A 22,848-nucleotide genomic window follows, 5' to 3' on the forward strand; every position below is an offset into this window, starting at 1 on the left:
TGAAACATTAAATGATATGAAGGGGGCGCCATTTAGGCTCAGTTTGGAAAGGTCAGTATTACCGTTGCCCCTTTCCCTTCGTTGTTCAGCACCTCTATAGTACCTTCATGTGCATCCATGATAAGCTTGGCCAAAGCCAAATCCAGCCCTTTGTTCTCTTCCGAATGTTCTTGGTCGGGTACAAATAGCTCAAACAGATTATTGAGGGATCGGGGGTTAAACCCATTCCCACGGTCGATAACGGCAAACCTCGTATTGTTCCCCGCGGAACTGATATTTATTTGCACGATCCCATTATTGGGGGAATAGTTGATTGCATTGTCAAGTATACTTTCAATACAAAACTCCACCAGTTCCGGATCTCCTTTTATCATATTGCCGGCACCCCCTATGTCAAAGGCTATATTCTTTGACTTTATCTTTTCCACAAGACTTTCCTGGCTTGACCGGATAAGGTCTTCTATGGCGATCTGCTTTTTATCCACAGGAAGAGTCCGGGTTCTCAACCGGGTGATCTTTAAACTTACTTTTGAGAAACTGTCGAGCCTATGGGCTGAAATTTCCAGATATTTGAACATTTCCTGAAGATGTGTGTCGGTGATTTCATGCTTTAAAACACCAATAAATCCAAGAATTCCGTTTAACGGGGTATTTATTTGATGGCTTATGATGGCCAGAAATTCAGATTTTGATTTATCCAGCACGTTTAGTTCCTGATAAGCCTTTTGAAGTTTTAAATGCGAATGGCGGAGCTCCTTTGTTCGTTCCAGTACTTTGTCCTCAAGCCATTGGTTCACTTTTCTGAGCTGGTCTTTGCTATGTTTCAACTCAAGGTGCGTGTTAACTTTCGCCAATAACTCATTGGAGTTAAAGGGTTTTGTTACATAGTCCTGCCCTCCTGCCTCGAATCCGGTAACGATACTGTCCGTGTCGACCATTGCGGTTAGGAAGATGATCGGGATTTCCTTTAGATCCTCATGAACACGAATGGCCCTACACGCTTCGAACCCATCCATAACAGGCATGTTTACATCCAGTAATATCAGGTCGTAATCGTTCGACCCTATAAGGATCTCTAAGGCTTGTTCTCCATTTGTTGCAACCCCGATTATATAATTTTCCTGTCGTAACAAACTTCCCAGAACCTGAATATTCTTTTGCCGGTCGTCTACGATCAGAATTTTATATTGCTTTTTGTCGTTTATCTCCATGCTATAGATAAATTATTTTTTTTTCTGTAACAAACTATATTCGTTTTTGTTAAACGCCATTAGTTTCTGCCTTCAGCCAATCCACTAATTTAGGGAATTTCCTTAAGGTCTGTATCAGTCTTTCAAAGTCGAAATTTTCTGCATAAACTTTTATTTCATTGCCGTAACCGATGAAAAGTTTACAATTCATTTTCTCAGAAACATGAAGCAGGTTTAACCCAAACTCTTCAATTTCATTAATTACCTGATTTTTGATTACCTTTTCATATTCCGGCATAAATTCTAATTCGAGGGTCTCAATAAACGCCGGAATTTTCTGTTTAAGTTCTTCGGATAATTTACACACAGGCTTTCCAACACGGAAAGTATCCGGGCCGTCACGGGCTTCTGCTAACTCATATTTTAGGTGTTTTTTCAACCTTTCGAAAAATTGCGCAATGTCCAAAGGCTTTAGCAGGTATTCGTCGAATATTTTTTTAATGTTATCCCTCTCTCCCGGACTTTTGATTGAAGCTGTGATCGCCATTATCGGTATTGACCTTGTAAGATTGCCATTCTTTAGAATTTTTGTTGTTTCGTAGCCATCCATAACCGGCATAAGCAAGTCCATAAGAATTAGATCGGGGATATGTTTTTTTGCCATTTCAACGGCTTCTTTCCCATTTACAGCTTGCAAGACAGTTAAGGACGAATATGCAAGTAAGTCGATAAGCAGTTTACGGTTTTCATCGTTGTCGTCAACGATCAGTACTGTGGCAGGCTTAAATAACACGGTCGAAGTATCAAACGCCTTTTGCTTATCGTCGATGTCAGCGTCCAAGACCGGAACATTGGGAAGGTCGATTCTGAAAGTACTCCCTTTGCCGACTTCACTTATAAGACTGATAGTGCCCCCCATTTTTCCGACTAATTTTTTAGTTATCGACAATCCAAGGCCCGTTCCTCCATATTTAACATGGTTTTGCCCCGACTGTTGATTAAATGGGTCGAAAATATATTTTTGCTGATCAACGGGGATACCTATGCCGGTATCTTTCACCAGGATGGTCAGATCGACATTTGCTTCTTTTTCCCTGTTTTCTATGCTTAGGGCAACAGAACCTGTATCGGTAAATTTAACTGCGTTTCCGATAAGGTTGAACAGTATTTGCCTAAAACGGACTTCATCGAGAAGAAGCGTTTTTGTGAATGCTTTTTCATATTCAATTGAGAGAACGATTCCTTTTTCCTTCACTTTTTCAGCAAACATATTTTCAATTTCACTGAACATATCACGAAGGTTGACAGGTACCGGAATGATATCGATTTTACCGGCCTCTATCTTCGAAAGATCCAGGATATCATTGATGATCATTAGCAAGGTTTTACCGCTGCTGCGGATAGATTCGACCTGAGAGCGCTGTTTTTCATCTTTTGCCGACTTGGCGAGCAGGTCGGAAAATCCGATGACCGCGTTCATGGGCGTACGGATCTCATGGCTCATATTGGCAAGGAACTCGCTCTTGGCACGGTTTGCGGAATCGGCAGCCTGTTTCGCTTTTATTAAGTCTGCTTCGATCGATTTTCTAGCGCTGATATCAAACCTAACCGCAACATATTGGTAAGGTTCCCCATTTTGGTCAAGAAAAGGAACGATCGTGGAATCTACCCAATAATAACTGCCATCCTTGGCTTTATTCTTAATCTCCCCCCTCCAGACCTTGCCTTCGGAAATTGTGTTCCAAAGGTCAATAAAAAATCTCTGCTATGAAAACCGGAATTAATGATCCTATGGGTGTTGCCGACCAGCTCATCCCTACTAAATTTTGATACCTTGCAGAATGTATCGTTTGCATGCATGATAATTCCTTTGCTGTCGGTAATGGCAACTAAGCTTGTTTCGTCCAGAGCGAGTTTGTAATCTGAGATTTCTTTAAGGCTTTGTTGTAATTTCTGTTCCGAAACTGTCAATTCCCTGGTTCTCTCGGCTACCATTTCTTCAAGATGCCCCCGGTATTTGATTATCTCTACTTCCGCTTTTTTCCTTTCCGTGATATCATGGAATGCGGTAATTAAAACCTGTTCACCATCAAGGGTCAGTAGCTTGAGAGACATTGAACACCAGAACGGCCCCCCGTCAGATTTTTTTAATAATAGTTCGTAATTATCGACAAAACCCATTGTCCTGACAGCTCTCAGTAGAGAAATCTGATCCTTTTCATTATGATAGAAATAGGGCAGTTTTTGCCCGATGGTTTCAGATACAGAAATTTTAAACAGTTTACCAAAAGTCTCATTGGCGATGATGACCTCCATATTATCCATTTTGCTCAAGATCATGGGTACGGGGGACGCTTCCATGATCGTGCGAGGCCTGTTTTCACTTTCTTTTAGTTCAACGGTTAATTTTTCCGCTATTTTTTGAGCATTGTACCGGGTGTTAATCAGTGACCGTGTGAGAAGGAACAATAGAATACTGATAATAAATCCTCCCACAAGTAGGCCCCATGCACCTAGGTAATCAATAAAAATGCCTCCTTCCCTTTGGGTAAATACGAGGGTCCACCGATGGCCATTGAAATCAATGGGCAAATCTAATGTGAATCGATCTTTTTCGGCTATTTTTTGTTCGTCGGGGTAATGGGATTCAAACAGCAACGATTCGGAAGAACGTATCAACCCATCATAAATATGTAAATAGTATATATGTAGGTTGTCCTCTAATTCCCAATTGCGCAGAATCCCGGAGATAAGGTCATTCATCCGGCAGGGGCTATAAACCCAGCCTTTAAGGGCTGCACGTCGTTGTTCAACAGTATTGATCGCTAGCCCTTTTTGGTAGACCGGGACATATATCAAATTGCCCGCTTGCACATCCGATCCATTTTCCTGAACTAGGCGCACTTTACCCGAAAGTGCTGCCAAATCCATATCACGTGCACGCTCCATGGCTTCTTTGCGTACCGGTTCGGTCATCATGTCATAGCCGAAAGCCTGTAGGTTTTTCCCCGAAAAGGGTTCAATAAAGACATTGGACGTATATATCTCCCGCCCATATTCCGGCCAGACTACGTATTCCGGATACCCTTCGTCCCTTATTTGTCGGATATGCTCGTTTAGCTTATCTTTTGGTATTTTCAAAGAAAATCCTATCCCCAAGATACCGGGCAAATTGAGGTCAAGATTATAGTGACCGTTAAAATTCTTCCAATCCTCGCGGCTCACATGATCGGATGCGTTGAAAAAAGCAGCGCCGCTGCGGAGCAATAGCGCATGCGAATGCAATCGTGTTTCAATTTTTCGGCAATGTTTTTACTTTCAAACCTGAATTCAGCTTCATCTTTTTTATCAATCTCAGACTTAACATAAATGGTTGCTGCAAATGTAGCTAACAGGCTTATTGTTAATACTAACCATGATACCCAATTATTTGTAGTCTTCATAATTATTCGTGCAATTAAAAACAAAAGATATCGCATTTTTCTATCTTATCGATCCAGTTGTGAAAGGTTTGTGGGCTCGGGATGTGTTTGTTCCCTTTGTGCGGTGGGGTAGGGCCTGATAGCTTACCCCATCTTTGTTGACCTTAAAGGAGCAATGGTATGCTTATTGTCAGGTGGGGCTGTAACCGTTGATCTATCCGTTATTGACATGCAAGTTTGATCATGTCGCTTTTGGAATAATACAATAAGGCACCTGTGCCCGTAAAGTCCTTACCAATTGGGTAAACCTCATATTTATTATCTGGTAGGATGTATTTACCTATTATATAGTTTTCATATTCGCCAGCCTTATTTTTTCTTCATATTATATTTCCAGGATTGGTTTTTGTCATTTCAGTTATTAGTCTAAACTTGCCCATATCTATTTTTTTAAGTTGGATTTAGTGAATAAAAATAATTTTAATGTGCTAAAAAGCCAATTTAATTTGCAACAATCGGGATCTATCAGGGGTTGGCGAGACTGATAAAGGAGCAAATTCCGCCTGCAAATCCCGACGTGCATACGAAGGTGGTGAGAGGGGCGCATTGGCGGTTATTTGAAAAAAGTCGAACTTAATCGGTAAGTTTCAACGGTCAATTATTAAGGCTTGCATATTGGAAGTATCCCGGAGTTAATATTTGCCGGTCCTTATGCTTGGGAGTGTAATTTCATATTTTCGAATAATTCTTTTGCTTCTATCCCCAGTACCGGGGCTACTTTTTCAAAATCCTCGACCGATGGATTTAACTTTCCTTTTTCTAATTGTGAAATATTTGCCTGTTTCGTCGATATTGCTTCTCCAAGTTGTAGTTGTGCCATTCCCTTGGCTATCCTCGGACGTTTTGTTTCTGCCCCCGGTTTCTTATTTGTTTGTTCACCCATATTCTTAATATCCGTGTTTATTTATTTTATAAATGGCTTTGGTTTCGTCATTTTTTGAGACAAAATATGATAATATTGCTTTTTGACCTTTCGTTCCTTAGTTTTTGTGCTTCGGCTTATTATCGTTGGCGCGATGTTTATGTTGTGTCCGTTTTTTATCTATTGTCAGTCTTCTTCTACCCCTTTAATTTCTTCCAGATACCAAGCTTGGAACGGTATCGACTTGAGGGAATAAGAGAAACCTTTATCGAAAAAATCGACAGCGATATTTTTGGGCAGTGTGCCAAGCCAATGCCGCCAGTCTTGCTCTGTCGGTTCGTTGATGTCGAACTGCGAATAGTACTTTATGGCTCTTTCGGCTTCCTGTCCTAAATCTTTTTCTTTCATTTTTCAAGTTTGCTTTGTTTGAATTTTATAACCAAAGGGTGATCGTGACCCTTTGGTCGTTTGATATTGCTATATGGCCGTAACCGTTGGGAAGGAATTTAATTCGGTAGGGACTTGAACCTTTGATTCTATGTGGTTTTGGTTTTATATTGGGGATTGATGTACCGCTGAAGTGTCCTGTCCGTAAAATTATTTCATTCCCAACTTTCTCTATTGTTTGTTCTTTCTCATTTTTGTAAATGTTCTTCCATTCGGGATTGCGGTCGACCGATTCGACTGGAAAAAGTCTGTTTCAATCGTCTTTTTTCAATTCTTTTATGCTCTTTTTCTTTGGTGGGTTCTAATTGTAGCTTACGAAAATATAAACAAATGATCCCATATATATCTTTATTGCAAGTTTTGTTTATACTCCCGATTGGGTCGGTATCCGTACTTTATTTGTCCATTCTTCTTCTTACCATGATTGTTTTAACCTCGCAACGGACACTTGAATTTATCCATGCCTATAGTTTGCCAATCGCAAATTTAACAATTGGAGGTTTGCTATTCGAAAACCATGAGGTGTTCAAGAAATCATCAAGAATAAAATACAGAAAATCGAGATAGTCGGGGAGGGGACGAGCAACCCAAACCTTAATCTAGTTCATGAATTTTATGTGTTGTTTTATTAAATTATAAAAAACAAGAGGAAGCCTTTACGTTTAAAGGCCTCCCCTTATCGTTTGCAAAATTTGTGAACAAATAATTAATCACGCCCAAATATACGATAATTGCTTGCTGTGGTTACATGATGTGAAAATTAGTTCAGTCAGCATGTAACATTTTTGTTGTTAACAAGTATAACGAGAGAATCAGACCTATAGGTATTAATCTTTGCACAATACAAATACCTCCTGCACCTATTCTAATATTTTTACTTTTCTTAATATCCTGATCATCAAAACTAAATATGTTGATCAAAACTATACATAAATCTATTACAAGTTATAACCCTAAGCTCTAATAACATTTAAACGATCCTCAAATTATATATTATCATACAATCATGAATTTTAAACTGCTGATCGAGAAATCCCCAATTTGTATTGCTAAAGTTAGTCTTGAAAACAAAATATTATATGCCAATCCGGCATGGTCTGCTTTTACAGGTTATTCAAATGAAGAATTAGCATCAAAAAAATATACGGAGATTACTCACCCCGATGATATCGACACGGACATTGCGCTGACCAAGAAATTGTCGGGCGGGGAAATTACCGAATATAGGCTTGAAAAGAGGTACATACACAAAAGCGGCAAAATAATCTGGGGTGACTTGTTCGTTGTATTGCTTCCCGATGAACAAGGTGACGCTGACTATTCGATCTTTTCTTCGGTGATTGACATTACCGACAAGAAGGAAAATGAAGTACAAATAAGTCATTCGGAAAAAATAGCTAAAATGGGGAGCTGGGAATGGGACATTTTAAACAATGTTACCAAATGGTCTGATAATATGTATCGTTTATTTGGGTCGGATCCGGGCAGTGTCGTTCCCTCGTACGATTATTTTATGGGCAGGGTACATCCAAACGATCAATTTGTTATTGCCAAGGCATATGAGCAATTGTTGGGCCTCAAAAACAAGATTGAAATTGAATTTCGTGTACTTCTACCAGGAAATGCGATCATGTGGATGCAGAATAGTATTCAGCCATACTACATTAACGATAAACTGGTTAAGCTCAGGGGGGTCAATGTTGATATTACGGAACGGAAAACAAACGAAATTGCTATATTAAAAAAAAGGGATGCCTTGCGACAAGCCCAGGTCGTTGCCAATATGGGGAGTTGGGAGTATGATCCGGTCAAGGACATTTGCAGTTGGTCCAAGAATATGTTCCATCTTTTAAAAGTTGATCTGGAACATACTGATCTTGCTTTTGATTTTTTAAAAAGTTTGGTGCACCCCGACGACAGACATAAAATTATAGACGGCAAGGATTGGTTGATCAAGTGTCGGAAAATATTCATACAAGAATTTCGATGTATATTGCCCGACAATGATATTGTATGGATAGAAAGCCACGTTCAGCCTATTTGCGAGAACAACCAGATCGTTACTGTCAGAGGTGTATTTATCGATATAACGGAAAGAAAAATGAAGGAAAATGAACTATTGATATTTTCCAAGGGCGTGGAGCAGAGTCCGATATCGATTATTATTACGGACAATAAAGCAAACATCGAATATGTCAACCAAAAATTCACCGAAATTACGGGATACGGAAAAGACGAAGTTATAACGAGGAATCCCAACATCCTGAGATCGTTTAAGGTGAACAAGCAGGTGTATGTCGATATGTGGGCGGCAATAAACTCAGGCAAGGTGTGGAAAGGAGAACTAATCAATAAGCGAAAGTCCGGGGATTTTTATTGGGAGCGTAAAACAATCTCTTCCATAGTTGATGAATATGGGAATATAATTAACTATGTTTCTTTCGGGGAAGACATCACAAGCCAAAAGAAAATTGAACAAGATCTGATTGCGGCAAAAGAAAAAGCGGAGGAAAGTGACATGCTCAAGACAGCCTTTATACAAAATATATCACACGAGATAAGGACACCGATGAATTCGCTTCTTGGCTTTGTGGAATTGTTAAAGGAACCGGACCTGGAACCAGAATCGAGGAATGAATTTGTGGAAGTCATCAATCAAAGCGGAACCAGACTGTTGAATACGGTGAATGATATTATGGAGATTTCCAAAATAGAATCAGGCGTTAAGAATATTCACACAAGTGCAGTTAATGTTCACCAATTAATACAGCAGAATATTATTTCCTTTAAAGCCCGGGCTTTAAAAAAGGGTTTAGACCTACGATTGTCAGAAACGTGCCTGACCGGGAAAAAGGCAGATATACAAACTGACCAAACCAAATTGGGCAATATTCTGGTGAACTTAACAAACAACGCGTTAAAATTTACGGAAACAGGCCATATCGAAATTGGAAACTACTTAGCTAAAGATGAGCTTGTATTTTTTGTAAAGGATACCGGTATCGGAATTTCTGAAACGCACAAAGAATTAATTTTTGATAGATTTACGCAAGTCGATTTACGTCTTACAAGGACGTATGAAGGCACAGGACTGGGACTCTCTATTGTTAAAGCTTATGTTGATGCACTCAAAGGCAGGATATGGATCAATTCGGAAGTAGGAAAAGGAAGCACGTTCTATTTTTCAATTCCCTACGTGCCTACAGACAACAGTAATTTCCCATTGGAATAAACGGCAACCGCACAGCAGGTTTCAACGGTCCATTGATAAGGTGATAGGGAGGAGGTATCGAGAGCGTAAGACATCTTGATTCTTATGGTTTATTAATACATAAACTATGTGCAAGCCGTATCAATTTTAAAAATACGACTAATGATGTCGGGGTATTTGTAGCAAAAATTCTTGATAACCCAGATTTTAAGTTGGGTATGTTCCCGTGAAGAAATCCATTGCAATGACTTTATTAATTCCCTTTTAAACCTTTCCTTGTTGTTGCCAACCTCCTCTAATACTTTCTTTTGATGGTCTAACATCGTGGGAATAAAATTTTGGTCTATGCTGCTGCCATCATTATAACATGTTTTATCCATAATAAGGTTCTTTAAACGAGGTGGTAAATGTACAGTTATCAGGTGAATCTTTTCTGGGGATAACTAAGGCCAATGATTTTTTTTTATGCTCAAAAACCATTTTGTCCAGATCCATATCGTCCGAAATAACTATTTTTTTACGGAACAAGAAGGAGGGTATTCCTTCTTTAGCAGGTTCTACATCTTTTATAATCTCACTTTGGGCTCTCAGCAAAATTTCATTGGACGTTATTTCAATCGAGATATCTTCGTCTGCAATATTAGAAACAATATATTCAAATTTACAAGTATCCGGATTTTGTGAAATATACTCTTCTATTGGTATTTTTATTCCTTTCTTTTCTTCCCACGTCCATTTGGAGAAGGGACAGAACCACATTCCTGTATGTAGGTCATACTTTATCATTGGTATTAGAATAAACTTGAAATGAATACAAAGTGATATTTGTATGTTTACAAGATACGACATAAATAATTAGATAGCAATACAATAAAGGGGAGTTGACCATAGGATGTCTTTGTCAATTGTCGGAATGGGATTATTCACATGGGAAAACAACAAGTTAGAGAGCATAGCCTCGAAACTAGTGTAATAGGGGGGTCAACTTAGTCCGGATTATCCACGTAGGGTGATTCTTGGAGGTGAAGCCTACCTGCGAAAACGGCAAACGATAGTACATCCATCAGGATATAAAGAGATAAGAAACAGCTTTAGGCCGTTTCTTATTTTTACGATCTCACATTGTCCGCACAGGACTTTGGAATAAAAAAAATTATGTGAAAGTTTTTTTGTATATTGAGATAATTTTAATATAAATGACAAATATTCAAAAATGAAAAACTTAGTTTTGACCATCGCGGGAATAGTTCTGTTAGGGAGCTGTAGCCCCAAAAGACCTGACGTGGTTGAACGTCCGGTTTTCGAGGTGTGGAACAGCACAGCTATAGAAATTGATAAAATTGAATTGACAGACTCCTCCACCGTCATTCATTTCGATGCTTTTTACAGGCCGAAATGGTGGATAAGAATCGCATCGGATACATATATACGTGAGAGCGGTAGCGAAGAACGCCTTTTGGTTTCCCATGCCGAAGGCCTGGAGCTTGATACGGAATTTTTTCTGCCGGAAAGTGGCGAAGCTTCGTTTAAGCTATTTTTCCCTCCGCTTCCCGAGGGAATAACCAAGATTGATTTTATAGAAAGCGATTGTGAGAATTGTTTCAAAATATGGGGCATCCATCTCTTGCCCGGCTCAAAGATTAAAATGGATGGTTTAACATTTGAAGGCTCCGGTAAAAGGGACATGGAATTCCCTGCCATGACCTTTTCCGATGAACCGGCCAGGATTTCCGGTACCATATTGGGATACAGTGAGGAAGCGTTCGGCGATGAGTTGGTATTGCATGGATTAAATGTGTTTTCATTGACCAACGATCAGACTTCCATAAGTATTTCGGCAGATGGCCATTTCTCCGGAGAGGTATATCCGGGACTCCCCCAAATGTGGCATTTAGCAAATATGGGAGCCGTTTTGCTGGTTCCGGGGGAAGAAACCAGGATTGTTATGGATCTGAAAAGGAAAAGTCGTTTCGAGTCGCGTCATCGCAACGACAAAGAAGCTTCCGATTCTTTGTATTATACGGTAGACATGAAAGGCATGTCCGGCGCTGATCTTATCTTACTGGAAAAATCTATGTTGGTCGGTTTTGATGAGCTGTCGGAGGCCGCTGCCGAGAAGAGCCCTATGGAATTGAAAGCGTATCTTGAGCAGCAGATAGACATGAGGATGGGGGAGGGGCGGTCCCAGGGAAATTCAGATAAGCTACAAGATATTTTAAGGGCTAAATACCGGATGGAGGCCCTTGGTTATTTATTGTCCTATGAGGGGTTTGTCAGATTTGTAAAATCAAAATCCAGCGGTCTGCCCCGTGAAAGGTGGCACGAACTTGAGATAGAAGTGGAAAAACCCGGTCCCGATTACTATTCGTCCCTGGCCAACTTTTTTGAGGACAAAGGTTTTTTGTTTCCACAAGGAGCCATGGCTGTTGACCGATACCGAAAAATTAACCATCTGCAGCTGAAAACACAGAATGCTTCGGCAAAAGAGCATTTTTTGTATCTCAAAGAAAATGTGCCAGCCGTTTTGGGTGAGAATGCACTCTTTATGGATTTGGCATGTGCCCGGTTTTTTTCAGATGCCATTCAACGGAAGGGTGCCCTGGATGAGCAGAACAAGGAGGAAATGCTTGCATTGATGAGCAATCCGGCACTCGCAAGGTTGATAATAGATGATAATGACCGCATGCTCGCGATGGTGGAGTCCGCCAAGAAGGCTTCCGGGGGAGATTTCACTATCAATGAGGTGCCGCAAGTAGAGGACGGTCAGGTTTTGGAGGCAATTTTGGAACAGCACCGGGGAAAAGTGGTTGTGGTGGCTTTCTGGGCAACTTGGTGTGGCCCCTGTATTGCGTCTATCGAACCGATGACGCCCCTGAAGAAGAGTATGGCCGATAAAGATGTCGTATTTGTATATTTTACGGACGGTTCATCCCCGATTGGGTTGTGGAGTGAGTATCTTCAAAAAATTGATGGGCAGCATTACCGGTTTGACAATGCCCTTATGCAACATTTGCGCGACAAGTATAAGGTTTCGGCCATTCCTACGTTTTTTGTGTTCGATAAGGAAGGAAAACAAATAGAAAAGCATACGGGCTTTCCCGGTGTGGCCACGCTTGAAGCTGCTATAAAAAAAGGATTGGGTTAAACCTTTAGGTTTTTTCAAGTACTTGTCCAAGGGCCGGACCAATTCTGCTTGCACAAAAAATACAAGCAGAATTGGCTTTGGCTGCAAAATCTTCTTTTGGGCGCAGTGACCACATAGCTGCTAAAACGGCCAACAATGCTGTTGTCGCTTAGATTGAAACCCATAGGCTATTTTGTCCATCTCCCGATATGGTTCAAAGTTGTTGTTTCAGGCTGGCCTATTGATAGTAACTTTGATCTGTAAATAATGTCGCCAAGTCAGAAGCTGTTTAGGAGGTTTTGCGAGACTATCTAGGTCTTGGAATTCGATTTGATGAAGCTAATTATTTGACATTTTTAGTGGATTTACAAATTGGGTAATTAGAACAACCCTGGAACCATCCATATCTCCCCTGTTTAATCACTAGTTTCCCTCCGCATTTTGGACAGATATTTGAATCTCCACGTCTCTTGGCTTTCTTCCTTTTAATATTCCTTTTTACATTTTTTATGTGTTCTTTTTTTATGACTTTTCCAGAGATCAGTGATTGTTTGATTGTCCTGTCAATTTTTGCCAATTGTTCATGTGTAATGTGAACTTCTTTATTTCGTTTAATAGTTCTTATGAGCTTACGTTTATAAATGACGGGTACAGAAGAAACTATTTTTTTCAGTTTTGCGTTACCTGCAAACACGATAATGGGAAAATAGTTTGAATTTTTTAGCTCAAAGGAAATGCGCTTAAGAAAATTTACATGTGTCCAGTTTTGAATGACGGGATTATAGATTTTATATTTCTTTTTGTAAAGTATTTGAGTCCAATATTTGGATCTATCATTTCCAAATATCCAACCCTTATAGTTCTTAGTTTCAATTACGAATATTCCATATATGGACAGCACTAGATGGTCTATTTGAGATGTATTTCCATTATTTCTTAAGTAAATATTGTTATAAACTACGTAGTCTTTTTTATTTAATCTTTTTAAAGTTCTTGCAACATAATATTCTCCTAATCTTCCAAGAATTTTTGGCAAGTAGTATTTCTTAAAAGCAATGAATAAAATATATAAAGTTGATAGGAGTAAAAAGTATGTTATTAGTTCGTTCAATTTAAGTGAAGAGTTTAAAAAAATTAATCTAACGGCAGTTATATATTTCATCTATTGAATATATCTTCTTTGTATTTTGGTTTTTACTTATTTTTCTCTTTATCAACTAATTCAATCGTATGTGTTAATAATTCAATACCACCAAAATCTCCGTGTCCTGGAATCACTGTATTAATCTCAGGGTATTCTTTCATTACCTTTTCAACTGTCATATCCCAATCATTTACAAAAGCATCAGACATATTACCCAGTCCTTTTGAATTAATTGACTTTATCAAGCAACCGCCAAAAAGAATCTTTTTACACGGAATCCAAACCGTGATATTGTCAAATGAGTGTCCCGCTCCAAAATATCGGCAATCAATTAGTTCTCCGTTAAAATCAAATGTCAACAAATCAGTAAAAGATGTTGATGGAATAGGTAATCCGATCTCTTTGCATTTCTCAATTGTCATTGAATTTGCAATTGATTCAATTCCGATACTTTGTAAATAACCCAAACCACCCATGCAATCATCGTGAAAATGTCCAATAATCAATTTAGCCAAATCAACAGACATAGAATCTTTCAAATACTTTGTTAATCTCTCGGTTTTATAATTATCCATTGGTGTGTCAATCATCAGAGCCTGTCCGTTTTTAATTACAATCAGTCCGTTTGATGGAAATCGTCCGAAATTATCAAGATGATGCCAAGTCACATGGATATATACAGAATCTTGAAGATGAATCAATTGAATGTCATTATCAATCACGATTTTTTCATTGGTCTGTGCTTTAGATGAAAATAACCCAATCAGTCCGAATATTAATATCAAAAATTCCTTTTTTATCATTTTTCTATCGGTTTAGAGGTGGCAGGATGTTGCTCTACCATGACGCACAACGTAAAGGTAAACAAATGATTCCGTATATATCCTTATTGTAAGTTTTGTTTACCCTCCCAATTGGGGTCGGTATCCGTGCTTTATTTGTCATTCTTCTTCTTCCCATTATCTTCGCTCATCCAAGCAATATATAAGGGAGAGGTATACGAAACTAATTAAGGCATAGGAATCGATTATGCAAATGTTACTTTAACTTGCCCCAATCATTTCTTTTTTGTAGCCATCAGGCTGGCGTTCTTAAAATGTGATGACTTTTGCCCCGCTTTTCAGGTAATCACTTAGTGGTTTGCCCATTCCTTTAACTTCAAAATTGAGATTTTTGAGCTCATCGACTACTTCATAGGCTGTAGCACAGGCAATGCAGGCCTGAATTTCCACCCTGTCTTTTTGCATGGCTTTCAGTTTCTCCTGAATTTTCAGGTTTTCGGCAACCATTTTTGCCGAAGGTCCCCAGATAACCACCGTTACCTCTTTAAACCAACCAGCTGTTTTAGCTGCATGCGCATACATTAATACCATTCTTTCGGCCAGGTACGGATCGTCACTGGTCCAGACTATTACCAGTTTATCAGGCGTGTTTTCGGATTTTTCTTGTTGCCCCATAATTTTTGTAGTATCAAAAAACAAAATTGTGGTTAATATGGCAAGTAAAATTTTAGTTTTCATTATTCTATTTTTTAGTCTTGGGTATTGTTTACTTTTTTTCGTTTTTCAATTCTTTCGACACAGCCATCAATAGGTCGGCGCTCAATCCGGTTTTGTAGTCAGGGTTAATGTGCTCAAACAGTATTTTCCCTGAAGTATCAACTATAAACACGGATGGAACCAGTAGGAAGCCTTCAGTTTAAACCTCCCAATTTTTCATTCAACATTCCGGAGTATTTGTCAGGTGCTTTAAGCACTATTCCAGGCGATTGGATAAATTTTCCGTCGGCATCGGAATACAGGCTGTAATCCGGTTTATCTTTCCCATCGCTTGCTTGCAGGTTTTCGGGCGAATAGGAGCTGATGGCCACAATTTGATAGCCCAATTTAACTACTTCGCTTTGCACTCCTTGTATTTCGGAAAGATCGGCATTGCAATATGGGTACCAGCCCCCGCGGTAAAACCAACAGTACCGTAGGCTTTTTAGCTATAATTGCCGAAATAAAACCAAGCCACATACTAAAAAAAACCATAGCCTGTTTCATTTTTTTAATATTTCCGAAAAGTAAAAATTCTGCTTTTAACCGTACCTAAAGGGAGATAGCGTTTTTCACTTTTTCACAAAAAGCAGCTCAAAATAATTCTTCAGGTGAAGCAGTTGTTTATGGGTCACGTCGGGCTCGTTAAGGGCCTTGGACACGATTAATGCACCCTCAAAAATTACGGTAAACATATCGGCCAGCGAATGGACATCAACATTTTCAGGTGCGCGGTATTCTTCCAAAACGTCACGGAGCAAAAATTCAAAAGTCTTGCGCCACGATAGTATCGTTTCAGTGATGTGCGCCTTTATATCGGGGCTGAACTGGTTGGGCTCGTACATGTAAGAGGCGTACAGACAACCGGGCGGGGATTTTAAATCCGTCATCATGTCGATAAACTCCTGAATAAACTCCAAAAGCCGGTGAAGGGGATCCCTACCCGTTTGCCTAGTTTTTTCCAGCGCATGGTTCATGTGTGCCATATCCTCCCTGGCATACTCTTCTATCATGGCTTTCGCCAGGGCGTTCTTGCTTTTAAAATGATAAAAGAACGCTCCCTTGGTAATGCCGGCCTTTTGCAATATAAGGTCAATACTGGTGCCCGAAAATCCGTTTTCAAATACCAGGTTCTTCGATTCGCTCAATATTATGTCCCTCGTGGGTTTTCCGTCTCGTGCCATAGCACAAATATAGGAATTTATTTTAAACAAACCAGTTGGTACAATAAAAAAGTTTTTATATTTGTACCAACCAGTCTGTTTAAATGCAGGCTCATTATTAATTAAAAACATGAATTATGGAAGATTTTATTTCGCAATTGCCCACCCCGTTTGAGATTCTCTCGGATCCCATTTCTTTGATCGTATATGCCCTTCTTGCCGGCTTGCTGCTATGGGAAGCGATTTTTCCGGCCCGTGAGCTGCCCAGGATAAGGTTCTGGAGATTGCGGGGCTCGATTTTCTTTCTGGCCTTTGTGCTCTTCACCACTTATATCCCTTTGCTGTGGGACGGTTTTTTTGCACAGTACCAATTGATGGACTTGAGCAGTCTAAACTTGATATCGCAGGTGTTACTGGGTATTTTTGTTTTTGAGTTGGTTCAATACTGTTGGCACATAAGCATGCACAAATCCGATTTTTTGTTCCGTGTGTCGCACCAGATACACCATAGCGCCGAAAGGATCGACGTGCCCAGCACTTTTATGTTCAGCATCAACGATATGATAGGGTTGTCGTTGGTAGGTTCCGTTAGTTTTGCCCTGATCATGGGATTGGCCCCCCAGGCGATAACCATCATCATCCTCACGACCAGCTTCCTCGGTATTTTTCAGCATGCCAACATCAACACGCCACGGTGGATCGGCTACCTCGTCCAGCGCCCCGAGAGCCACAACGTGCACCATGCCAAAGGTATCCACAAGTACAACTACACCGATTTGCCGTTGATCGATATGATGTTCGGGACTTTTAGAAACCCTAAATCCTATGGCCACGAAACCGGGTACTATCTCGGGGCATCAAACAAGGTGTTGGACATGCTGCTGTTTAAGGATGTAACGAAACAAAATCATGGATAAAGTAAAAACTATCAAAATATAAAAGTTATGAAGAACTTTAAAGAAAACAACCTTTTATTACCCGAAAAATACTATCTGACCGATGGCGGCATGGAGACCACCTTGATTTTTCATCAGGGTATCGACATCCCTTATTTCGCCACTTTCGATCTGTTAAAAAATCCCCTACACCGCAAGGCTATAGATCGTTATTTCAGGCAATACCTCGATATGGCCGCGAAACACAACACCGGGTTTATACTCGAGAGCGTGACCTGGAGGGCCCATTCCGACTGGGGGCCTACGCTGGGCTATACGCAACGGGAGTTGGCCGAGGTCAATCGACAAGCGGTTGAACAGGTAAAAGAACTCAGGCAGGAATACTTGGAATCCATCGATCACATATTGGTGAGTGGCTGCATCGGGCCCCGGTACGATGGCTATGCAGTAAACAAGGACGGTTGGGAGGACTATAAATCCTATCATTCGCCGCAAATAAAAACCCTGAGGGATTGCGGCGTGGACATGGTAACCGCCTTAACCATCAACAGTAAAGAGGAGGCTCTGGGCATCGTGATGGCCGCCAAGGATATAAACGTGCCGACGGTCATATCGTTTACCGTTGAGATGGACGGCAACCTGCCCGACGGGCACTCGCTGCAGGAGGCCATAGAGGCAATCGACAGCCTGACGGACAGCTATGCACTTTACTTTATGATCAACTGCGCACATCCCCTACACTTTGAGCAGAAGCTAAGCGCTTTGAACGGGTTGTCGGAGCGTATCTGTGGAATCCGTGCCAATGCCTCGTGCAAGAGCCACGCCGAACTGGACGAGTCGCCCGTACTGGAGTCGGGCGATAAAGAAGAACTGGCCCAATGGTACGGCATATTTAAAAACCGGCATCCGCACATTAAAGTATTTGGCGGATGCTGCGGGACGGATATCACCCATATTGAGGAGATTTGTGAAAACCTGTTCAATATGGATGGCTAACGGGATGGGATGCTTTGATGCTTTGCCTGCCTGTGGTTTGACCGCAGGCAGGCTTTTTCGTTTTTTTTATTTCCATTCAACAAATAGCTTCGTCTTTGTTCTCTCACTTATGTAGGTAAATGCTCTAAAATACCGACTGTAAAATAATTTGGCAACTGTTCCACACGCTACAATCGTAATGCAGCGAGGGTTCCTGCATGGTTTCATCGAATGGGTTTATATCCCTGACAAAACTCATGTTATTTAGCGCAACCTTTTTTTTAAATTAGCATATCTTATGTAATAAAAGGATACATAGAATTGCATCTGACTGGTTCAGTAGTTAGTTTTTGAAGATAAAGAGTTACGAAGCCTGTAACATTTTACTTAAAAAGCTGGAGGAGAGCCTTCATCAGATTGGATAATATACTTTTGTAAACATTAAAAAAACTTACATTATGACTCCACCATGGTAAATAAACCTTTCAGCTTACATTACTATATTATTCCATATTAATGGAATAATATTTAATACAAAATTATTGTTAATAACACATATTAAAATGATACTATCATGAAGAACAAACTTATTTTTTATGTTTTTCTGTCACTAATTGGTTGTGTAAATGCATTTGGTACAGAAAAAACCAAAACAAAATGGCTTATTGGTTTTTCCAATAACTTTTTTGTTGAAAAAAATAAAATGAGTGATAATGACGAAACTATTAGTTCTATTGCTCCCTTTATTGGCTATGCTATTACCAATTCTATTTCTTTTGAGGTAGAATTGGAATGGTTTAATTATGATAAAGTTACAGATAATTCATTTGTTTATGATGCAACGCCTTATATCAGTAAAATAGAAAAGAAACTTTTGCTTGTTCCTTTTTCGATTAAGTACAAACATAGAGCAGGAAGAAAGCTTAATCCATATCTGAAGATTTCAGGAATTTATCGTAACGAGACAAGAGAATTAACTAATTATTATTTCAAGGATTCCCCTTATTTAGGAAAAATAGAGTTCAATAATTTCATGTATGGATTTAGCTTTGGAACCTTTATTCAGTTAGGGGATAATGCTGAGTTAAGTATCGGAGGATTTTGTCGAAAAGCAAAGAATGATAATATTGACATTAATAATATTGGAATAAATATTAACTTATTGTTGGAATTATGAAAAATACATTTGTTTTACTAGTCACATTAATGGTTTCATTTAACATATTCAGCATGAAATCTGATTCTACCAAAATTAAAATCAAGTGGCATAAAGAAGATCTTAAGTCTAAAAATAAATTCTAAAAATAAATTTGAGGAAATAATTAAGAATGATAAATACTTTCAGACAACGAAACTTGATTATGTTGAGAAAGAAATTATAAAAACGGAAGAAGGTTTAGATTTTTATTTATACGATGTGTTTTTTAAAGGAATTAAGGTAAAAGGATGCTTTGTTACACTACTAATGAAAGACGGCCAGATAAAACACTGCAGCAGTAGAATACCAGAAGATATAATCTTTTACGGAAAGGATAATAAGGTAAACACAAAAAACATCAAGGAAATTGCTAAAAGTGATTCCATCTTATCTTCTGACCTAACCTATATACAAGATTCTTTAATAAAGAATCTTTTTATACTAGTTCAAGAAGTAGCTATAATAAGGGATGGATTAGAATATGTAATTCATATTGATGCAGAAAACGGCGATCTTTTACACGAAGTTTTAAATTCCAAGCGCTTCACAATTAGTACAGATACATTTGAAACCCTATATAATGGTTTTCAAACAGCTTACTTCAAAACTGAGAAGACACATAATATATTTGGTAGCTCAAATACTTGGTGGAATTATTTATATGGACAGGTTGGTGCAGGCACACTGTATGCAGGCGATCTTAACATGTGGTATAAAGAGGATGACTCACCAAGTCAAAATAGTCACTTTATGACTAAAATTGTAGGTTCTGCCTATTGGGCAGGACAACGGGCATATCTTTACTTTAAAAATATTTTGTCAGCTCCTAATATTAATTGGTCTGTGGTTTTACGGGCAAATACAGATTATGATTTGCCATCTGATGAAGTCGCATTATATAATCCAACATCTAATCGTATTATTTACTCAAGAGATAAGCCATTTTGTAGAGATGCGGCTTCCGTTGACATAATTGGACATGAGTATGGACACCATATATCCGATCAGTATACAAATGGTTTAAGTGATCCGTCGTCCTATCATGATGAATCTGGAGCATTATTAGAAGGAATTTCGGATATTTTTGCTCGTGCGATTCAATACAACGTAGAAGGCTATAATGAACATCGTATCGAAACGATGGGAGAAGATGTTATAAAAAACGATCCTAAATTGATGCGCTCATTTAGAGACCCGAATAGTTTGGGTTTTCATTTTGAAGGAAGTTCTTCAACTCCATTAAATGGCCAACCAGATACGTATGAAGGATTATATTTTTTTAGAGGTTATGCAAATAATGGAGGAGTGCACGTTAATAATGGAGTAATTAATCATTGGATGTACTTGCTCTCAATGGGAGGAAGTGGCAATAACGATCATGGTACATATTACAATGTAAATGGGATAGGCATCGATAAAGGAGCAAAAATAGTATTTAATGCACTACCTTTCTTACTGTTCGAGAGTCAATTTTCTGATTTCAGGAATGCGACGATAATAGCTGCAGAAAATATTTATGGCTTAGGTTCGAATGAATCTAAACAGGTCGCCAATGCCTGGAACGCGGTAGGAGTTCCTGGCAATGAGATAACAGCAACCATTACCGGTCCTACGCTTATCTGTGAGCCGGGAACATACACTTATAACATCAACAACCTGCCGGCGGTCGATTCTATCATTTGGGAAAAGGGGGTAGGGCTGGTTCTTGTTTCTGGACAAAATACCTCTTCGTGCACTTTTAATGTCCTGAGTCATAATGGTTTTTTTCTGCACGGTAGTACCCATGTTACGGCTACCATTGTGTACAAATCAGGGCATAGCATTGAATTGCGACACGATTTGTGGATGGGGTTCCCCTCAGCCCCGGATTGGATGCGTTATTTTAATTCGAACGGAATGGAATTTGGCAGCAATCAGTATTACAGTTTCGTTGCAACCAGCAGCACAGCATTTGAAAATATTTCCTATGACTGGGACTGGGAAGTGTCAGGTGGCACAATATTAAATGGGCAGGGAACTAATTCACTAACTGTAAAAACGGCGACTGCGACAGATACTAAGATACCATTTACAGTAAAGGTTCGTATAGGGAATTTGTGCGGGTGGGGAAGTTATTTCACACGCACAGGTTATGTTCTTCCCGTGTTCTTGCACCCAGAGTCCATCCCTACAATAGCCATCTCCCCCAACCCCACAGTTGGCGAAACCACCCTATCCATCGAATCGGTGTCGGAAGAAAAAAGTTTTGATGAGGCCATCGTATGGGACATGGAGATTTATGGCACAAACCAATTGTTGAAAACAAAGAAAACCAGCCTGCGAGGGAAAAGTACAAAAATATACACATCCGGCTGGCAAGAAGGGGTTTATATTGTGCGGGTTACCTATAAAATACAAGGAAGCCCGGAAAAAGTTATTACCGGAAAAATCGTGGTGAAGCGTTAACCGAACTTTAACCCAGGGTTCTTCTGGTTTGTCCCTGCACCCGGTTCATCCCTCCAATAATTCCGGCCCCTGTCGTCAGGCAGGGGTTTCGCTTTTTTTAATTTAATATGCCCACAAAAGCGAATACGGCTATGCCGCTAAAACGGTTTTTGTTATTTTGTGCCATGGTTTCTTTCAAAGACAAAACAGGGGTAAACGACAGGTGGATGTTCATCTGGGTTTACCCCGTTTTGGCTTTGTTGGCGGTTCATATTGGCAACGACAACACCTTTGACCAGTTGCTCCATATCCCCAGTTACTATTCCGATATTGCTTTTGCGCTAACTTGTGTATATTTAACGGGTTGGTACTTTCGTGTTCTTTTCTGAATCTGGAAAAGAGATTCGACTGGAATACCCGGTACAGACAACGAATTGTCCTGTAAATAGTTCTGGGCATAATAGTGCCTGTAGAGTGATCGTTGGTCTCGAAATCATTTATCTTTCTTTCATCGGCATCAAACTCCGCGACAGTTCCGTATTTTATCTCGAATTGCCTGTGGCAGGAACGTTCTGTGTGCTTATCAACCTGATTTACTATATTTTATACAGCCGGGCCCATGCAGGGGATGATCCGATGCCTCGATCCAAAGAACCGGAAGCATCTTATCTCGATAATTTTGTGGTGAAATCCGGAAAACGCCGGCTGAATGGATATTCCGGAGCAAGCTGACCCCTTAGCAAACGTTGGTTGAAGTCATGAATTTAGCATGACATTCCGGCGGATGCTGACTCCTTAAAGTGCTTTTTTGAGGAATAAAGTTGCTCCGGAATATCCACCGCCCATTCGTTTGCGGATATCGACAAAAAGGCTCGCATCGAATACCGGCTTGGTCGTGAACGCTTTCAGCCCACAAAAGTATTGCAGGTAAAGGTTTTCGGCAATCATGTCCACAGTCCCCCTGTCGTCCAGTTTCAGCTTGTGTTTGACAATGAGTGCGGCAATAACCGTCCTTACGTCAACGCTTTTGCGTCCCGAGGTGGCATCCAGTTTGCTGCAATAAACATTGGCTAAGTCGTTCCACGGTACCAGTTTGGCAAGGACAACCCACCTGTTGTTCACGCCCAGTTCGCTTTCGAACGGATGTTTGAATAATTCTAACGATAGCTGATTTTGAGGCGTGTATTTGATCAT

At 39.8% G+C, this 22,848-nt stretch carries 21 protein-coding genes and 1 pseudogene; 8 read left to right on the forward strand and 14 right to left on the reverse strand.

What is annotated here, in order from left to right; all coding sequences use genetic code 11:
* Positions 1 to 38 precede the first annotated feature (38 nt).
* The 6 genes from FN809_RS16820 to FN809_RS16845 form a co-directional block, all read right to left on the reverse strand.
* Complete coding sequence (locus tag FN809_RS16820; RefSeq protein ID WP_142534700.1) at positions 39 to 1,211, reverse strand: hybrid sensor histidine kinase/response regulator; 1,173 nt, start codon at positions 1,209 to 1,211, stop codon at positions 39 to 41.
* Positions 1,212 to 1,260: 49 nt separating this feature from the next.
* Entirely contained in the window at positions 1,261 to 2,943 is a 1,683-nt protein-coding gene (locus FN809_RS16825; protein ID WP_317131259.1) for a PAS domain-containing hybrid sensor histidine kinase/response regulator, read from the reverse strand.
* Positions 2,856 to 4,415 (reverse strand): CHASE domain-containing protein, encoded by a 1,560-nt coding sequence (locus tag FN809_RS16835; RefSeq protein ID WP_185957603.1) that lies wholly within the window; start codon positions 4,413 to 4,415, stop codon positions 2,856 to 2,858. The genes FN809_RS16825 and FN809_RS16835 overlap by 88 nt, the downstream gene beginning before the upstream one ends.
* Positions 4,412 to 4,633 carry a hypothetical protein gene (locus FN809_RS17805; RefSeq protein ID WP_185957604.1) on the reverse strand — a complete coding sequence of 74 codons (222 nt, stop codon included), beginning with the start codon at positions 4,631 to 4,633 and terminating at the stop codon, positions 4,412 to 4,414. Before FN809_RS17805 ends, FN809_RS16835 begins: the two co-directional genes overlap by 4 nt.
* Positions 4,634 to 5,321: 688 nt before the next feature.
* The gene (locus FN809_RS16840; RefSeq protein ID WP_142534703.1) at positions 5,322 to 5,555 is read right to left on the reverse strand and encodes a helix-turn-helix domain-containing protein; all 234 of its coding nucleotides are present in this window, start codon (positions 5,553 to 5,555) and stop codon (positions 5,322 to 5,324) included.
* 165 nt (positions 5,556 to 5,720) lie between these two features.
* Positions 5,721 to 5,942 (reverse strand): hypothetical protein, encoded by a 222-nt coding sequence (locus tag FN809_RS16845; protein WP_142534704.1) that lies wholly within the window; start codon positions 5,940 to 5,942, stop codon positions 5,721 to 5,723.
* A gap of 1,045 nt (positions 5,943 to 6,987) precedes the next feature.
* Between FN809_RS16845 and FN809_RS16850 the strand changes: the two genes are divergently transcribed.
* The gene (locus FN809_RS16850; protein WP_142534705.1) at positions 6,988 to 9,213 is read left to right on the forward strand and encodes a sensor histidine kinase; all 2,226 of its coding nucleotides are present in this window, start codon (positions 6,988 to 6,990) and stop codon (positions 9,211 to 9,213) included.
* 104 nt (positions 9,214 to 9,317) lie between these two features.
* On the opposite strand, the gene FN809_RS16855 is transcribed toward FN809_RS16850, so the two are convergent.
* On the reverse strand, positions 9,318 to 9,572 hold the full coding sequence (locus FN809_RS16855) for a hypothetical protein (RefSeq protein ID WP_142534706.1): 255 nt from the start codon (positions 9,570 to 9,572) through the stop codon (positions 9,318 to 9,320).
* Positions 9,565 to 9,978: an Hsp20 family protein gene (locus FN809_RS16860; RefSeq protein WP_142534707.1), complete on the reverse strand. Its 414-nt coding sequence runs from the start codon at positions 9,976 to 9,978 to the stop codon at positions 9,565 to 9,567. The genes FN809_RS16855 and FN809_RS16860 overlap by 8 nt, the downstream gene beginning before the upstream one ends.
* 427 nt (positions 9,979 to 10,405) lie before the next feature.
* Here FN809_RS16860 and FN809_RS16865 point away from each other — a divergent pair, with 427 nt between their 5' ends.
* Positions 10,406 to 12,337 (forward strand): TlpA family protein disulfide reductase, encoded by a 1,932-nt coding sequence (locus FN809_RS16865; RefSeq protein WP_142534708.1) that lies wholly within the window; start codon positions 10,406 to 10,408, stop codon positions 12,335 to 12,337.
* A 322-nt stretch (positions 12,338 to 12,659) separates the two neighbouring features.
* Here the strand turns inward: FN809_RS16865 and FN809_RS16870 are convergent, their stop codons facing one another.
* From FN809_RS16870 to FN809_RS16890, 5 genes are all read right to left on the reverse strand, one after another.
* Entirely contained in the window at positions 12,660 to 13,478 is an 819-nt protein-coding gene (locus FN809_RS16870; protein ID WP_142534730.1) for an NERD domain-containing protein, read from the reverse strand.
* Positions 13,479 to 13,510: 32 nt separating this feature from the next.
* The gene (bla, locus tag FN809_RS16875; protein ID WP_142534709.1) at positions 13,511 to 14,263 is read right to left on the reverse strand and encodes a subclass B1 metallo-beta-lactamase; all 753 of its coding nucleotides are present in this window, start codon (positions 14,261 to 14,263) and stop codon (positions 13,511 to 13,513) included.
* 288 nt (positions 14,264 to 14,551) lie between these two features.
* Positions 14,552 to 14,980 (reverse strand): DsrE family protein, encoded by a 429-nt coding sequence (locus FN809_RS16880; RefSeq protein ID WP_142534710.1) that lies wholly within the window; start codon positions 14,978 to 14,980, stop codon positions 14,552 to 14,554.
* A gap of 173 nt (positions 14,981 to 15,153) precedes the next feature.
* Positions 15,154 to 15,366, reverse strand: coding sequence for a thioredoxin domain-containing protein (locus FN809_RS16885; RefSeq protein WP_142534711.1), 213 nt, complete (start codon positions 15,364 to 15,366; stop codon positions 15,154 to 15,156).
* Between the two features lie 204 nt (positions 15,367 to 15,570).
* Positions 15,571 to 16,182, reverse strand: coding sequence for a TetR/AcrR family transcriptional regulator (locus FN809_RS16890; RefSeq protein ID WP_185957605.1), 612 nt, complete (start codon positions 16,180 to 16,182; stop codon positions 15,571 to 15,573).
* 116 nt (positions 16,183 to 16,298) lie between these two features.
* Here FN809_RS16890 and FN809_RS16895 point away from each other — a divergent pair, with 116 nt between their 5' ends.
* From FN809_RS16895 to FN809_RS16920, 6 genes are all read left to right on the forward strand, one after another.
* Positions 16,299 to 17,078: a sterol desaturase family protein gene (locus FN809_RS16895; RefSeq protein ID WP_221929463.1), complete on the forward strand. Its 780-nt coding sequence runs from the start codon at positions 16,299 to 16,301 to the stop codon at positions 17,076 to 17,078.
* Positions 17,079 to 17,105: 27 nt separating this feature from the next.
* Entirely contained in the window at positions 17,106 to 18,053 is a 948-nt protein-coding gene (locus FN809_RS16900) for a homocysteine S-methyltransferase family protein (RefSeq protein WP_142534713.1), read from the forward strand.
* Between the two features lie 553 nt (positions 18,054 to 18,606).
* Positions 18,607 to 19,209 (forward strand): hypothetical protein, encoded by a 603-nt coding sequence (locus tag FN809_RS16905; RefSeq protein WP_142534714.1) that lies wholly within the window; start codon positions 18,607 to 18,609, stop codon positions 19,207 to 19,209.
* A gap of 288 nt (positions 19,210 to 19,497) precedes the next feature.
* Positions 19,498 to 21,675 (forward strand): M4 family metallopeptidase, encoded by a 2,178-nt coding sequence (locus tag FN809_RS16910; RefSeq protein WP_142534715.1) that lies wholly within the window; start codon positions 19,498 to 19,500, stop codon positions 21,673 to 21,675.
* A 107-nt stretch (positions 21,676 to 21,782) separates the two neighbouring features.
* Positions 21,783 to 22,043, forward strand: coding sequence for a hypothetical protein (locus FN809_RS16915; protein ID WP_142534716.1), 261 nt, complete (start codon positions 21,783 to 21,785; stop codon positions 22,041 to 22,043).
* An 85-nt stretch (positions 22,044 to 22,128) separates the two neighbouring features.
* Entirely contained in the window at positions 22,129 to 22,386 is a 258-nt protein-coding gene (locus FN809_RS16920; protein WP_142534717.1) for a hypothetical protein, read from the forward strand.
* 69 nt (positions 22,387 to 22,455) lie between these two features.
* Here FN809_RS16920 and FN809_RS16925 read toward each other — a convergent pair.
* Positions 22,456 to 22,848 (reverse strand): annotated as a pseudogene (locus FN809_RS16925) (transposase); the annotation flags it as partial.

This window comes from Saccharicrinis carchari, assembly GCF_900182605.1.
Taxonomy (GTDB): Bacteria; Bacteroidota; Bacteroidia; order Bacteroidales; family Marinilabiliaceae; genus Saccharicrinis; species Saccharicrinis carchari.